This window comes from Aliiruegeria sabulilitoris (genome assembly GCF_001558155.1).
Taxonomy (GTDB): Bacteria; Pseudomonadota; Alphaproteobacteria; order Rhodobacterales; family Rhodobacteraceae; genus Tropicimonas; species Tropicimonas sabulilitoris.
The window spans coordinates 140466-155016 of sequence record NZ_LOAS01000001.1; the positions used below are offsets into that span (position 1 = coordinate 140466).

Here is a 14551-nt window from a genome sequence, read left to right on the forward strand (position 1 = left end):
TGCCAACCGGTCCACCGCGCCACAGGCGCGGCCACCCCCGACCGCGGACAAGCGCGGCAGCGCGCCGGCCGTGGGCGGGAGCCCCCCGGCCCGGATCTATCTCGGATGCGCGGCGCGTTTGAGCCGGTCGTTGATCGCCACGCCCAGGCCGTGATGCGGAATCGGGGCGATTGCGATCGGCTTGTCGAACTTGTCAGCCTCCCGCAGGCATTCGAACAGATTTGCGGCGGCTTCCACGAGGTCGGCGGAGCGCGACAGGTTCAACGCGGCGCCCTCGCATCCCGGACCGAACCCGATAAAGGTTTCCCCGGCCCGCGCGCCCCGCGCATCCAGACGTACCGCCGCATCCGGCGCATAATGGGAGCTCAACTGGCCCGGCGCATTCGGCGTATCGCCCACGGGAGCGTGCGCCAGCGGGCGGCCAAGCGCCTGTTCCGCGATTTCGGCCGGAAGCCCGCCCGGACGCAGCATCCGCGGATGGTCGAAACAGCCGATGATCGTCGATTCCACGCCCACTTCGGCGGGTCCGCCATCGAGCACCGCCGCGATCCGGCCGTCCAGCCCGTCCAGCACATGCTCCGCGCGGGTGGGGCTGATTTTGCCCGAGATATTCGCCGAAGGCGCAGCCACCGGCCCGTCGAACCGGCGCAGCAGCGCCTGGGCCACCTCGCCGCGCGGCACCCGGATGCCGACGGTATCCAGACCGGCCGACACCAGCTCCGACAATCCCGCCTCTGGTCGAATCGGAACGACCAGCGTCAGCGGACCGGGCCAGAACGCGTCGGCCAGCGCCAGCGCGTCCGTGCCGAAAGCACCGTATCGCCGCGCCATCTCCAGATCCGCCACATGCACGATCAACGGGTTGAAACGCGGCCGTCCCTTGGCCTCGAAAATCCGGGCCACCGCAGCGCCCTGTCGTGCATCGGCGCCCAGCCCGTAGACCGTTTCCGTCGGGAAGGCGACGAGCTCCCCGGCTTCCAGCAACGTGCAAGCACGTGCTATCCCCTCCGGATCGGGCTTGAGACGTTCGGTTTCTTTGATCATGCTATCTCGTGACGCTGCGTCCGTCTTTGTGCCGCAGTGCAGCACAAGGTAGTCTGTATTCTGAGCCACGGGTGATACGCCCTCGGCCGCGCCGTGCCAAGGCTGCAAGTGTGAGGAGACCCAAATGCCATTCAAAGCACCCCTGTCCGACTTCCAGTTCCTCCTCGAAAATATCGTCGGCCTTGACCAGCTCCGCGCGACGGAGCTTTTCGCCGAGACCGACCGGGACATGACCGAGGCCATCCTGTCGGAAGCCGGCAAGCTCTGCGCCGAGGTTATCGCCCCGGGCAACCGCGCCGGAGACGAGCACCACTCGGTGCTGGAAAACGGGCGCGTGCGCGCCGCGCCGGGTTTTGCCGAAGCCTACCGGGCGATCGCGGAAGGCGGCTGGGTCTGCGTTTCGGCGCCGGTGGAGCATGGCGGCATGGGGCTGCCGGTGGCGCTACAGACGGCCATCAACGACATGATGTCCTCGGCCAATCTCTCGCTGCAGCTCAACCCGCTGCTGAGCCAGGGCCAGATCGAGGCGCTCGCCGCCCATGCAAGCGACGAACTCAAGGCGCTCTACCTGCCCAAACTGATCTCCGGCGAATGGTCGGGCACGATGAACCTGACCGAAAGCGGGGCAGGCTCCGATGTGGGGGCGCTGGCCACCAAGGCCGAGCGCAACGCGGATGGCACCTACGCGATCACCGGGCAGAAGATCTACATCACCTGGGGCGATTGCGATTTCGTCGGCAATGTCTGCCACCTCGTGCTTGCCCGCCTGCCCAATGGCAAGCCGGGCACCAAGGGCATCTCGCTCTTCATGGTGCCGCGCGACCTGCCGGACGAGAACGGCGCGCCGGGTGTGGCCAACGCACTCAAGGTCGTCTCCATCGAGCACAAGCTCGGCATTCACGGCTCGCCCACCTGTGTCATGGAGTTCGACGGCGCGAAGGGCTGGCTCGTGGGCGAGGAGCATGGCGGCATGGCGGCGATGTTCACGATGATGAACAATGCGCGCCTCGGAGTCGCCGCGCAGGGTATCGGGATCGCGGAGGCCGCGACCCAGAAAGCCATCGAATACGCACTGGAGCGCAAGCAGGGCCGGGTCGGCGGCACCGGCATGATCATCGAGTATCCCGATGTGCGCCGCATGTTGATGACCATGAAGGCCGAGACCTTTGCCGCCCGCGCCATCGCGCTGGCCAATGCCGTGGCCATCGACATGAGCCACGCGACCGGCGACGAGGAATGGACGGCGCGCGCCGCCCTGCTCACCCCGATTTCCAAGGCGCATGGCACCGATACCGGCCACGAGGTCGCGCAGATCGGTGTGCAGGTGCATGGCGGCATGGGCTTCATCGAGGAGACCGGCGCGGCCCAGTTCGCCCGCGATGTCCGCGTCACCCAGATCTACGAAGGCACGAACGGCATCCAGGCGATGGACCTCGTTGCGCGCAAGATGATGGATGGCGGCGCCGCCGCCTATGCGCTGCTCGACGAGGTGGAGGCCTTCGCCGAAACCGCGCGCGGCACGCTGCCGGAGCTTGCCAAGCCGGTCTTCAATGCCGCCGAGAATTTCCGCGAAGCGACTGAATGGCTGGTTGAGCAGGAGATGCAGGACCGCTTTGCCGGCTGTGTTGCCTATCTGCGCGCCTTCGCCCGCGTGCTTGGCGCGCATTACCACCTGATGGCGGCCATGGCCGAAGGCGGCGCGGGTCCGCGCACCAAACTCGCCCGTTTCTTCATCAAGCGCATTTTGCCGGAGCATGAATCGCTGATCGCCCAACTGCGCGACGGTGCCGAAGGGCTCTATGCGATGAGCGTCGAAGAACTTGAAGCGGTCTGAGGGATGCTGAACCGAAGCCACGCCCCCCTGCGCTACCCGTTCGACACCGCGCCGGGACCGGGCGAGGCAATAGAGATCGCCGAGGGCGTGCTCTGGATGCGCCTGCCGCTGCCGATGGCGCTCGATCACGTCAATATCTTCGCGCTCGATGACGGCGACGGCTGGACGGTGATCGATACCGGCTGGTCCAGCAAGAAAACCCGCGCGCTCTGGCAACAGATGATGGCCGGCCCGCTTGGCGGCAAACCGGTCCACCGCGTGATCGTCACCCATCACCACCCCGACCATGTGGGGCTGGCGGGGTGGTTCCAGTCCGAGCATGGCAGCGAGTTGGTCACGAGCCGCACCGCCTGGCTCTACGCCCGGATGCTGACGCTGGATGTGCAGGAAAGCTGGCCCGAGGAAACTCTGGCCTTCTACCGCGCGGCGGGGATGGACCGGGCGATCTACGAGGCGCGTGCCGCCGACCGGCCCTTCAATTTTTCCGACTGTGTCTACCCGATGCCGCTCGGATTCACCCGGCTGGTCGAAGGCGGAACGATCCGCATCGGTGGGCGCGCATGGGACATCCACATGGGCAATGGCCATGCGGCCGAGCATGTCACCTTCTGGAGCCGGGACGACAACCTCGTGCTGTGCGGCGACCAACTCCTGCCGTCGATCTCTCCCAATCTCGGGGTCTACCCCACAGAGCCGGCGGCGGACCCGGTGGGAGACTGGCTGGAAAGCTGCGAGCGGCTCTCGGCATTCGCGCGCGAGGACCATCTCGTGCTGCCCGGCCACAAGCTGCCCTATACGGGCCTGCCTGCCCGCATGGTGCAGCTGATCCAGAATCATCACCACGCATTGGAACGGCTGCTGGAACATCTTTCGGAGCCGCGTACCGCGCATGACTGCTTCAAACCGCTCTTTAGACGCGAGATCGGCGCAGGAGAATACGGGCTGGCCCTTGTCGAATCTGTCGGGCACCTCAATCATCTGCTGAACGAGGGGCAGGTCACGCGCGAGCGCCGGGAGGATGGCGCGTGGCTGTGGCAACGCCTCTGAGCGCAACGCCGCAGAGGAGGAGCGGAGATGACGGAACACGAGCAGGACCCACCCTGCGCCCGCGCAGTGCACGCGGACCCGAACACCCGCAGTGTCGAGATCGAACCGATCCCGGAGAATGTCCGCAAGGCGGTGGCACAGAAAAGCTCGGCCAAGTGGGCCTATGAGCGGCTGATCCTCTATATCAAGAATTTCGAGGAACACCTGGACAGCGACCACGAGATCGCCATGGGCTTCACCGGTGCCAGCGCAGGGGTGCTGCGCATCGAGGGGATCGGCTATTTCGACCCCGATATCGTCACCTTCTACGGTGCCGATGCCGATGGCACCCGCACCCAGCTCATCCAGCATGTCAGCCAGCTCAACGTGATCCTGCGGGCACTCCGCAAGCAGCCGGAAGTTGTAGAGGCCCGCCGGATTGGTTTCCGCCTGGCCCAGGAACTCGACACGGAAGACTGACGCAAACACGCAAGGGGCAAGCGGCAGGGCAGCAACGCCATGCCGCCTGCCTCTTCACAATCGTTTTGGACGGCCTTAACACGTTCTTGAAACTGGGTTATGCAGATCGGGCGACAGGACAGTGACAGGGAGACAAAACGATGTCGGAAGAGACGCACAAGCCGGGCAGCATGGATATTTCCGTGCAGGAAAAGACCTTCAACGGATTCATCAGCATGGCCACCAAGGGCGCCATCATCAGCATTCTGCTGCTGCTCTTCATCGGTCTGGTCAACGGCTGACGCCGAGCACATTCTCACAACAAATTCCGGGGGCCGCCCCATGAAGCGACTTTTGCTGGCACTCTGCCTGCCTTTGATCTTGGCCGCCTGTGGCGAGCCCGGCCCCTGGGCCAGCGACGAAGCGGTCGCGAAAGCGGCCTATCGTGCCGACGAACCGCCGACGGTGACGCTGTTCACCATGGTCAACAACCGCTCCAACGAGGGTGCCCATAGCGCCCTCATGGTGAACGCCTCGCAGCGGGTGATCTTCAACCCCGCCGGCACCTTCCACCACCCCTACGCGCCGCAGCGTGCCGATGTGCATTACGGCATCACGGACAACATGGTGGATTTCTTCATCGACTACCACGCGCGGGAGACCTACCGCGTGATCCGCCACGATATTCAGGTGACACCTCAACAGGCGGAGATGATCCTCGCCCGTGTACAGTCGCGCGGAGCCGTTCCGAATGCGCTTTGCACCACGTCGATCGGAACGATACTGCGCGATGTTCCGGGCTTCGAGAATGCGCCGCGGTCTCCCTTTCCAAAATCGACCATGCGATACTTTGACGAATATCCCGGCGTGACCATCCGGCGCTACTACGACGACAGCGCGGATGACCGCTCCGACATCGTGGACTCGCCCGAAGCCCGAAAGGATATCGTCGTCCTGTACGGACCCGATTCGCGCGATGCCAACCATCCGGCCAATATCGTCGGTAGCGCCGGCAACTGAAACGGGATCACGCGGTTGCACTTTGGCGGACGCTGGGACGGGCTGCAGGCGCCGTCCCGCATTCCTGAGGTTGCACCTGAGAAGCTGGCGGGTCAGTCTGATCCCTGATTGCGGAGACTGTCAGCGGAGCTGTTGATGCGGATTGAAGCCGGGTTTCCCGAGGACCAGAGAGACCGGGTCGCTTCCCTTTTCTGGGAGGCTTTCTCGGGCAAGCTCGGACGCGTGCTCGCTCCCGAACGAAAGGCGCTTGCCTTTATTGAGGACGCGCTGGACCCCGGCCATGCGCTCAGCGCCCTGTCCGAACAGGGAGAACTGCTCGGTATTGCCGGCTTCAAGACCCACCGGGGCGGGCTTTTGACCGCCGGGTTCCGGGACATGGCAAAGGTCTATGGCATGCTCGGTGCGGCCTGGCGCGGCAGTCTGCTGGATATGCTGGAGCGCCCGATTTCCGAAAGGCAGATGCTGCTGGATGGGCTCTTCGTCGCCGCCGAGGCGCGCGGACAAGGTGTCGGAAGCAGCCTGATCGACGCGGTCGTGGCGCAGGCGCGGTGGAACGACATGGCCGAGATCCGCCTCGACGTGATCGACGCCAATATCCGCGCCCGTGCGCTCTACGAACGTTACGGCTTCTCTCCGACCGAGAGGCTTGAGCTGGGATGGCTTTCGCGGATTTTCGGCTTTCACCACGCCACGACGATGTGCCTGCCCCTGCGCTAGGCTCAGTCGAAGGTGCCCGAGACCCGCCCAATGAGCATGAAGGCCCGCGCGCTGCGGGTATCGGCGAAGGCCGCGATCTCCGCGTCGCTGGCATCCTTGCCGAAAGACGAGAACGTGGTGTCGAACTTGCGCAGGAAATGGTGCGCACAGTCCCGGAACACCGGGTCCTGCCGCATCCGCCCCGCGGTAAGGGCAAGGCTGGAACGATCCCGGATGCCACCAAGGCTGGCAATGGTCCGCCCGCGTTCGCCCTCGGCGAAACGGCGCCAGATCTCTGGCCGGGCGCGGTCGGGGGTCAGGTCGTCCATGTAGATCCCGTCCTCGGCCAGAAGCGTAAGGATATCCTGCGCCGAGCGGATCAGCCCCGAGGAAGAACGATCCTTGAGCGCCAGACGCAGCGCGCGAAAGCCTTCCTTGTCGCGTTCGTCATCGGGGAAGTTCAGCGCCCGGATGAAATCTTCCGACGAGATCGGCTCGGCCAGCGCCTCGACGGGCGTTCCCAGCGCAAGCGCCGGCTGGGCGCTATCCTGGATCCGCTCCGGATCTTTCGGCCCGGGCAGCGCGGCACGTTCGGATTCCTTGGCGGAAACCGCCGCTGCACGCGTGTTCATCGACGTCAGATGAGCCAGCGCGGCCTCGGTCTTTTTCTGGGCGCGGGCGATATCGTCCAGCTTCTGCTCCAGCGGCAGGCGCACGCCGCTTGCCCCCTGCGGCGCTTGGCTCACATAGGCATGGCGCATCGCATCGATCGCCGCCTGCAGCCGGTTGCTTTCCTCGCGCATCAGCCGGGCCGAACGCACCGCCATTGCCCCGACCCAGATCAGCGCCACCGGCATGACAATTGCCAACACCGTCATGATGAGGCGCGCCGGGTCCAGCCCGCCATCCGCTTGCGGCTCGGGCAGCACGAGAAAGAACACCGCGACCCCGGCGAACCAGATCAGGCTGAGAATCAGCGCGATCCAGTCGGCAGCCTGAAGCCCGGCCTTTTGAGGGGGCAATCGCGTGGCATCGCCAATACTGGGCTTGCGCGGAGGGTTACTCATGAAGGCACAGCCCCTTGCTCAGACATACTTGATGCTGAGAACCTCATAGCTCTTTTCGCCGCCCGGTGTACGAACTTCGATACTGTCGCCCTCGTCTTTTCCGATCAACGCCCGCGCGATGGGCGACTTGATGTTCAGAAGGCCCTTTTCGAGGTCGGCCTCGGGCTCGCCCACGATCTGGTAGGTCTTTTCCTTGTCGGTATCTTCGTCAACGATGGTGACGGTGGCACCGAACTTGATGGAACCGGACAGCGTCTTCGGGTCGATGACATTGGCACGCGAAATCACCGCTTCGAGTTCCTTGATCCGTCCCTCGATGAAGCTCTGTTTCTCGCGGGCGGAATGGTACTCGGCGTTCTCGGACAGATCCCCATGTTCGCGCGCTTCGGCGATGGCCTTGATGATGGCCGGACGATCGGTCGTCTTGAGCGATTTCAGTTCTGCGTCCAGCGCGGTAAACCCCGCGCGGGTCATCGGTATCTTTTCCATTGAGGTCCCTGCACGGTCTGGATTGTGGGGATTGGGTTGAAGGCCCTTAACCCAAGCGTGCGACCGAATGTCAAGGGCAAGGCAACATCAGGCGGAATTCCGGGCCACGCCTTGCCGGGATTGCCACGTCATCGCTCAGGGTCGGGCCACATCTTCGGAAAGAAAAACGGCCGCCCCGAAGGACGGCCGCCGATCTGTCAGCAAGAACGCGCCGGTCATTCCGGCAGGATTCGCACCCCACCCTTGGCGGCGGAACTGGCCAGCATCGCATAGGCCTTGAGCGCGGTGGACACCGCCCGCGTGCGCGGTTCGGTCGGCGCCCAGGGCAGCGCGCCCTTGGCCGCGCGACGCTTCTCCAGCACCTCGTCCGAAACGGCGAGGTTGATGCCACGATTCGGGATATCGATCTCGATCATATCGCCGGTTTCCACCAGCCCGATCAGCCCGCCCTCGGCGGCCTCCGGCGAGACATGCCCGATGGACAAGCCCGAGGTGCCACCCGAGAAACGGCCATCGGTCAGCAGGGCGCATTTCTTGCCCAGCCCTTTCGATTTCAGGTAGGAGGTCGGGTAGAGCATCTCCTGCATGCCCGGGCCGCCTTGCGGGCCTTCGTAGCGGATGACCACGACTTCTCCCGCCTGGACCTGCTTGGTGAGAATGCCGTTGACCGCCGCGTCCTGGCTTTCGAAAACGCGAGCCGGGCCGGAGAATTTCAGGATATTCGCATCCACGCCCGCGGTTTTCACGATGCAGCCATTCTCGGCGATATTGCCGGAGAGCACCGCCAAGCCGCCCTCCTTGGTGAAGGCATGCTCGACCGAGCGGATCACGCCGCCCTCGCGGTCGGTGTCCAGTTCCTTGTAGCGGTTGGCCTGACTGAAGGCGACCGTGGTGCGCACGCCCCCCGGTGCCGCGCGGAACAATTCCTCCGCCTCCGGGTTGTTGGCGATCTTGATGTCCCATTTGGCGATGGCCTCGCCCATGGTGGAGGTATGCACGGTCGGCACGTCCGTGTGCAGAAGCCCGCCGCGATGCAGCTCGCCCAGGATCGAGAAGATGCCGCCGGCGCGGTGCACGTCTTCCATGTGGACGTTGGCTATATTGGGCGCGACCTTGCACAGGCAGGGCACCTTGCGCGACAGGCGATCCATGTCGGCCATGGTGAAATCGACCTTGCCCTCATAGGCGATGGCCAGCAGGTGCAGCACCGTGTTGGTCGAGCCGCCCATGGCGATATCGAGCGCCATGGCGTTTTCAAAAGCGTCGAAACTCGCGATCTCGCGCGGCAGCAGGCCCTTCTCCTCGCCTTCGTAATGGCGCTTGGTGATGTCGACGATCTTGCGGCCCGCTTCGAGGAACAGCCCCTTGCGGTCGGCATGGGTGGCCAGCGTCGAGCCATTGCCCGGCAGGGCAAGGCCAAGCGCCTCGGCGAGGCAGTTCATCGAGTTAGCGGTGAACATGCCCGAGCAGGAACCGCAGGTCGGACAGGCGTTTTCCTCGATATGCTGGACCTGCTCGTCGGTGAACTTGTCGTCTGCCGCGGCGACCATCGCGTCCACGAGGTCGATCTTGGTCATGTCCAGATCGGCAATGTCGATCTTGCCGGCCTCCATCGGACCGCCCGAGACAAAGATCGCCGGGATGTTGAGCCGCATCGCCGCCATCAGCATGCCCGGGGTGATCTTGTCGCAATTGGAGATGCAGACCATCGCATCGGCGCAATGCGCGTTGACCATGTATTCGACCGAATCCGCGATCAACTCCCGCGAGGGAAGCGAGTAGAGCATCCCGTCATGGCCCATCGCGATGCCGTCATCGACGGCAATCGTGTTGAATTCCTTGGCGACTCCGCCCGCGGCCTCGATTTCCCGCGCGACCATCTGGCCGAGATCCTTCAGGTGCACATGGCCCGGAACGAACTGGGTGAAGCTGTTGACCACGGCAATGATCGGCTTGCCGAAATCACCATCCTGCATGCCGGTCGCGCGCCAAAGGCCACGTGCTCCGGCCATGTTGCGTCCATGGGTGGATTTTCTGGAACGATAATGAGGCATGATCGGTCGACTCTGCTGTTTTGGCGAATTGCCTTCTCCAATGCCGCCAAAGTGCCCGGGAAACAAGCAAGGAAGCCAAAATTCCGTCAGGCGAGGGGCAGTTTGCGCCCGCAGCCTGATGCGCCGGACGGCATGACGCGGCCGCGTTCACAAGAGATTCGACAGAGGATCGATCGATTTGCGCTCCCTTTGGAGCACTGTGGGCCGCGACGGGGATTCGTGCGATTCGAAAGGCCAGACGTCATTCATACGCAGCGTAGCGCCGCGCTGCGTCATTCACGCGGCCCTGTTTGGATTGACGCGTATAATTTATCTCCGCTAGGCAAGGCCGACAGCAAGTTTTGCACCGCAAAAGAGCAAGAATCGGGGAGAGCCATGAGCGAAATCGAACGCGAAGAGATGGATTGTGACGTCGTCATCGTCGGAGCAGGTCCGTCCGGCCTGTCGGCGGCCATCCGGCTCAAGCAGCTCGATCCCGACCTGGAAGTGGTTGTGCTGGAGAAAGGCTCCGAGGTCGGTGCGCATATCGTTTCGGGTGCGGTCATGGACCCCGGCGGGCTCGACGCGCTGATCCCGGATTGGCGGGAGCGGGACGCGCCGATCACGACCAAGGTCAAGAAAGACGAGTTCTACATGCTGGGCGAGGCGGGAGAGATCCGGCTGCCCAACATGATGATGCCGCCGCTGATGAACAACCATCACTGCTACATCGTCAGTCTCGGGAATGTCTGCCGCTGGATGGCGGAGCAGGCCGAGGAGCTGGGCGTCGAGATCTTCGCCGGCATGGCCGCCTCCGAGTTGGTTTACGGCGAGAATGGCGAAGTGAAGGGCGTGGTCGCCGGCGAGTTCGGCAAGCAAACCGACGGCACGCCGGGGCCGGCCTATGAGCCGGGCATGGTGCTCAACGGCAAATACGTCTTCATCTCCGAGGGCGTGCGCGGCTCGCTGGCCAAGGAGATCATCGCTAAATACGCGCTTGATGCCGATTGCGACGTGGCCAAGTTCGGCCTCGGCATGAAGGAGATCTGGGAGATCGACCCGGACAAGCACCGCGAGGGCACGGTTACCCACACGATGGGCTGGCCGCTGGGCAAGAACGCGGGCGGTGGCTCCTTCATCTATCACATGGAGAACAACCAGGTCTGCGTTGGTTTCGTGGTGCACCTGAACTACGCCAACCCGCATCTCTTCCCCTACATGGAATTTCAGCGCTTCAAGCATCACCCGATGGTCAAGGAGCTTCTGGAAGGCGGCAAGCGCGTGGCCTACGGCGCCCGCGCCATTTCCGAGGGTGGCTACCAGTCGATCCCGAAGAGCTGTTTCCCGGGCGGGGCGCTGCTGGGCTGTTCCTCGGGCCTGATCAACGTCCCGCGGATCAAGGGCATCCATAACGCGATGTATTCGGGCAAGGAGGCCGCCGAAGCCGCCCATGCCGCGATTGCAGCGGGTCGTGCTGGCGACGAGCTGACCGATTACAACGAGGGCCTGCGGACCGGACCTGTCGGCAAGGATCTCAAGCCGGTGCGCAACGTGAAGCCGCTCTGGTCCAAGTTCGGCCTGCTGGGCGGGCTGAGCTTCGGCGGGCTCGACATGTGGCTTGGCTCGACGGTGGGCTGGAACCCGTTCGGCACCATGAAGCACGGCAAGACCGACGCGCAGGCCACCGGCGAGGCGGCGAAGTTCAAGCCGATCGACTATCCCAAGCCCGATGGCAAGCTCTCCTTCGACCGGCTGACCAACGTCTCCTTCGCGATGACCAGCCACGAGGAAAGCCAGCCCTGTCACCTCAAGCTCGCAGATCCGGAAATGCCGGTGAAGGTGGAGCTTGCCAAGTTCGGCGGCCCGTCTGCGCGCTACTGCCCGGCCGGTGTCTACGAATTCGTCGAGGAAGCGGGGGCGGAACCGAAATTCGTCATCAACTTCTCCAACTGCGTCCACTGCAAGACCTGCGACATCAAGGATCCGACGCAGAACATCACCTGGACATGCCCGCAGGGTGGCGACGGGCCGAACTACCCGAACATGTAAAACTTCCGTCATAACAGGCGGAGAATGGGGCGGCACCTGCCGCCCCTTATTGTTTCATTTGGATTGCGAAGCTAGGTTGTCCGGCATGAGATTTATTCGAGGCCGAGCTTTGCCCCAGATCCGCACCCTCCCGCTCGTACTGGCCCTGTCCATTGGCATGGCCCTTCCCGTCTCCGCCCAGGAGCCGGAACGTGGCTTCTCCGGCGCCTATCTTGCAGCGCGCCATGCGAGCTTTCACAGCGACTACCAGGCGGCCGCGGAGTATTTTACCCGCGCCCTCGCCCGCGACCGGGATAATCCCAGCCTGCAGGAAAACGCGCTGCTCGCCTTCACCGGCCTTGGAGAGATCGACAAGGCCGTGCCGGTCGCACGCCGCATGCAGAGCCTCGGCTTCGAAAGCCAGATGGCGAACATGGTGCTGATGGGTTACGAGCTGAAGGCCGGGAATTTCGACGGCGTCATCTCCGGCCTGGACGGCCCTCTTACCGTCGGGCCGCTGGTCGACGGGTTGGTGCGAGGCTGGGGCCTGATGGGTCTGGGCAAAGTCGACGAGGCGATTGCCGCCTTTGACGAAGCCGCCGAGACGACCGGGCTCGCGGCCTTCGGTCTTTATCACAAGGCGCTGGCCCTGGCGCTGGCGGGCGATTTCGAAGCCGCCGACAACGTGTTCGGGGGTCGCGAAGGGCAACCGCTGCCGCTGACCCGCCGTGGCGCCATCGCCCATGCCCAGGTGCTCAGCCAACTCGGCCGCAACAGTGCCGCCATCCAGTTGATACGACTTGGCTGGGAGCAGGATCTTGACCCGGGTCTGGCGGAATTGGTGGCCCGGCTTGAAGCCGGCGATACCGTTCCCTTCACGCAGATCAACAACGTTCAGGATGGCCTGTCGGAAGTCTTCTATACTGTCGCGGGCGCGCTCGAGGGCGAGGCTTCGGATAGCTACACCCTGCTCTACACCCGTCTTTCGGAATATCTGCGCCCCGATCACGTGGATGCCATCTTGCTCAGCGCCAATCTCCTGGAAGCGCAGGAGCAATACGAGCTTGCCACGGAAGCCTATAACGCGGTGCCCCGCGACGATGCCGGCTTCCATATTGCAGAGATCGGCCGCGCCGCGGCCCTGCGCGCCTCCGGCCGGAACGAGGCCGCGATTGAGGTGCTCGAACAGCTCGCCGAGACCCATGGAGACATTCCCATCGTGCAGGTCACGTTGGGCGACAACCTGCGTGGCGAAGAACGCTATGACGACGCCTCCAAGGCTTATGACGCCGCGATCGACCTGTTCGAGAAAGACGAACGTGGCCAGTGGATCGTCTATTACGCGCGCGGCATCAGCCATGAACGCGAGAAACGCTGGGAACTGGCCGAGCCCGATTTCCGCAAGGCGCTTGATCTCAACCCCGGCCAGCCGCAGGTGCTGAACTATCTGGGCTATTCCTACGTGGAGATGCAGACCAATCTCGACGAGGCGCTGGCGATGATCGAGGAGGCGGTCGCCGCCTCTCCCGGCAGCGGTTACATCATCGATTCGCTGGGCTGGGTCTTCTACCGGCTCGGCCGCTACGAAGAGGCCGTGGAGCACCTTGAACGCGCCGCCGAGCTGATGGCCGTGGACTCGATCGTCAACGACCACCTGGGCGATGCCTATTGGGCGGTCGGAAGGCATATCGAGGCCGAGTTCCAGTGGCACCGGGCGCTTTCCTTCGACCCCGAACCGGAAGAGGCCAAACGCATCCGCCGCAAGCTGGAAGTCGGTCTCGACCTGGTTCTGGAAGAAGAAGGGTCCGAACCTCTTGCCGTGGCCAATGGCGTCCATTGAGGAATTCGCCCCGGCCAAGGTCAACCTGACCCTGCATGTCACCGGGCGGCGCGAAGACGGCTATCATCTGCTCGACTCGTTGGTTGTTTTTGCCGATACCGGGGACCGGGTGTTTGTCGAGGATGCCGAGGAATGCTCCTTCACCGTCACCGGCCCAAGGGCTGCCGGCATTCCAACGGATGCCAGCAATCTGGTGCTGAAAGCGGCGGCGTTGATGGGCGCACCCAGGGCCGCCATCACGCTGGACAAGCATTTGCCCGCGGCCTCCGGCATTGGCGGCGGCTCCGCGGATGCCGCGGCCACCCTGCGCGCGCTGGCAAGGCTGCTCGACCGCCCGCTGCCCGACATCGAGGCCGTGGCCCGGCTCGGCGCCGATATTCCGGTCTGCCTCGAAGGCCGCGCCGTTCGCATGCGTGGCATTGGCGAGCGGCTGAACCCCGTCGCCAGCTTGCCGCCCCTTCCCGCTGTTCTGGTCAATCCGGGGGTGGAGGTCTCCACGCCCGAGGTGTTCCGCAGATTGTCCCGACGGGACAATCCGGAGATGGCCGCGATCCCCAAGGATATGGACAATCCGGCGTGCGTCTCCGACTGGCTGAAGACCCAGCGCAACGACCTCGAAGGCCCGGCCCGCGAGATTGCAGCCGAAATTGGGGAGGCGCTCGACTTGCTTGACGCACGTCCCGATTGCCTTCTGGCGCGGATGTCCGGCTCTGGCGCCACCTGTTTCGGTCTTTACCCGAGCGCGGCATCCGCGCAACGCGCAGCGGCAGAAATCGGCAGCCTTCGCCCCGAATGGTGGACCCGGCCGACACTCCTTGCCTGACAACCGGCCCAAAGCTCTGGCGCTGCGGAGAATGTCAGCGAATCAAACCCGAATTGCGAGTTTTCAAGCTGCATAATTTGCAGGCAATCGAACCATATTCGATCTTCCTTCGATTTTATCGAACAAGTTGCCACCTCACCATTATTGGGTCAGCAAGTCTGACAAAAATTCCTTGCGCCTCCCATGCTAGCG

Annotated in this window: 13 protein-coding genes; 9 read left to right on the plus strand and 4 right to left on the minus strand. The window is 64.0% G+C overall.

The features are described from left to right. Positions 1-96 precede the first annotated feature (96 nt). Positions 97-1041: an L-threonylcarbamoyladenylate synthase gene (locus tag AX756_RS00615; RefSeq protein WP_438938392.1), complete on the minus strand. Its 945-nt coding sequence runs from the start codon at positions 1039-1041 to the stop codon at positions 97-99. A 127-nt stretch (positions 1042-1168) separates the two neighbouring features. On the opposite strand from AX756_RS00615, the gene AX756_RS00620 reads away from it, so the two are divergent. The 6 genes from AX756_RS00620 to AX756_RS00640 all read left to right on the plus strand — a co-directional run bounded on the left by AX756_RS00620 (position 1169) and on the right by AX756_RS00640 (position 6100). Beyond that, positions 1169-2878 carry an acyl-CoA dehydrogenase gene (locus AX756_RS00620; protein ID WP_068307385.1) on the plus strand — a complete coding sequence of 570 codons (1710 nt, stop codon included), beginning with the start codon at positions 1169-1171 and terminating at the stop codon, positions 2876-2878. Between the two features lie 3 nt (positions 2879-2881). Next, positions 2882-3925, plus strand: coding sequence for an MBL fold metallo-hydrolase (locus tag AX756_RS00625; RefSeq protein ID WP_068307387.1), 1044 nt, complete (start codon positions 2882-2884; stop codon positions 3923-3925). A gap of 27 nt (positions 3926-3952) precedes the next feature. After that, on the plus strand, positions 3953-4384 hold the full coding sequence (locus AX756_RS00630) for a DUF6173 family protein (RefSeq protein ID WP_068307392.1): 432 nt from the start codon (positions 3953-3955) through the stop codon (positions 4382-4384). A 140-nt stretch (positions 4385-4524) separates the two neighbouring features. Continuing rightward, on the plus strand, positions 4525-4665 hold the full coding sequence (locus tag AX756_RS24925) for an aa3-type cytochrome c oxidase subunit IV (protein WP_082738854.1): 141 nt from the start codon (positions 4525-4527) through the stop codon (positions 4663-4665). Between the two features lie 40 nt (positions 4666-4705). Further along, positions 4706-5383, plus strand: a complete 678-nt coding sequence (locus tag AX756_RS00635; RefSeq protein ID WP_194247535.1) for a hypothetical protein — start codon at positions 4706-4708, stop codon at positions 5381-5383. A 135-nt stretch (positions 5384-5518) separates the two neighbouring features. Then, positions 5519-6100: a GNAT family N-acetyltransferase gene (locus AX756_RS00640; protein ID WP_068307394.1), complete on the plus strand. Its 582-nt coding sequence runs from the start codon at positions 5519-5521 to the stop codon at positions 6098-6100. Between the two features lie 2 nt (positions 6101-6102). Here AX756_RS00640 and AX756_RS00645 read toward each other — a convergent pair whose 3' ends face one another. The 3 genes from AX756_RS00645 to ilvD all read right to left on the minus strand — a co-directional run bounded on the left by AX756_RS00645 (position 6103) and on the right by ilvD (position 9689). Beyond that, positions 6103-7146 carry a hypothetical protein gene (locus AX756_RS00645; RefSeq protein ID WP_068307396.1) on the minus strand — a complete coding sequence of 348 codons (1044 nt, stop codon included), beginning with the start codon at positions 7144-7146 and terminating at the stop codon, positions 6103-6105. An 18-nt stretch (positions 7147-7164) separates the two neighbouring features. Next, positions 7165-7635: a transcription elongation factor GreA gene (greA, locus tag AX756_RS00650; protein WP_068307398.1), complete on the minus strand. Its 471-nt coding sequence runs from the start codon at positions 7633-7635 to the stop codon at positions 7165-7167. A gap of 215 nt (positions 7636-7850) precedes the next feature. Continuing rightward, a complete protein-coding gene (gene ilvD, locus AX756_RS00655; protein ID WP_068307399.1) occupies positions 7851-9689 on the minus strand; it encodes a dihydroxy-acid dehydratase in 1839 nt (612 codons plus the stop codon). A gap of 375 nt (positions 9690-10064) precedes the next feature. Between ilvD and AX756_RS00660 the strand changes: the two genes are divergently transcribed. The 3 genes from AX756_RS00660 (at position 10065) to AX756_RS00670 (ending at position 14359) form a co-directional block, all read left to right on the plus strand. Continuing rightward, on the plus strand, positions 10065-11717 hold the full coding sequence (locus AX756_RS00660) for an electron transfer flavoprotein-ubiquinone oxidoreductase (RefSeq protein WP_068307400.1): 1653 nt from the start codon (positions 10065-10067) through the stop codon (positions 11715-11717). Between the two features lie 85 nt (positions 11718-11802). After that, positions 11803-13536 (plus strand): tetratricopeptide repeat protein, encoded by a 1734-nt coding sequence (locus tag AX756_RS00665; RefSeq protein ID WP_068307402.1) that lies wholly within the window; start codon positions 11803-11805, stop codon positions 13534-13536. Next, on the plus strand, positions 13523-14359 hold the full coding sequence (locus tag AX756_RS00670) for a 4-(cytidine 5'-diphospho)-2-C-methyl-D-erythritol kinase (RefSeq protein WP_068307404.1): 837 nt from the start codon (positions 13523-13525) through the stop codon (positions 14357-14359). Before AX756_RS00665 ends, AX756_RS00670 begins: the two co-directional genes overlap by 14 nt. Positions 14360-14551: the final 192 nt, after the last annotated feature.